This is a genomic window from Candidatus Hecatella orcuttiae (assembly GCF_002009985.1).
Taxonomy (GTDB): domain Archaea; phylum Thermoproteota; class Bathyarchaeia; order Hecatellales; family Hecatellaceae; genus Hecatella; species Hecatella orcuttiae.
Window position 1 is genome coordinate 754 of the sequence record NZ_MTLX02000008.1, and the last position, 287, is coordinate 1,040.

1 protein-coding gene is annotated in these 287 nt (G+C 49.5%); it reads right to left on the minus strand.

Annotation, left to right across the window (positions count from 1 at the left end; genetic code table 11):
* Positions 1 to 260 (minus strand): aminotransferase class I/II-fold pyridoxal phosphate-dependent enzyme (locus BWM17_RS09625; protein WP_309493781.1); only part of this gene is annotated, 260 nt, incomplete at its 3' end.
* Between the last annotated feature and the right edge of the window lie 27 nt (positions 261 to 287).

Genomic DNA, 287 nt, shown 5'->3' on the forward strand with positions numbered 1-287 from the left:
CCCGGGAAGGACTCACAGCCTCGCGTAATAATCCCGCGTTTCAGCAGCTCTTCAACTAAGCCTGTTTTCTCTACCCTGAAAAGCACAAAATTCGCCTGTGAGGTGAAAGCCTTAACGCCTGGAATTTTCTTCAGCTCCTCTACGAGGTATTTTCTACCCTCTCTAACAATCTCAACGCTTTGTTTAAGAAATTCCTTGTCTTCAAGCGCTGCCATAGCTGCAACCTGCGCTAGGAGGTTGACGCTGAAGGGCTGCCTCACGCGCGCGAGGTAATCTATAACCTTCTC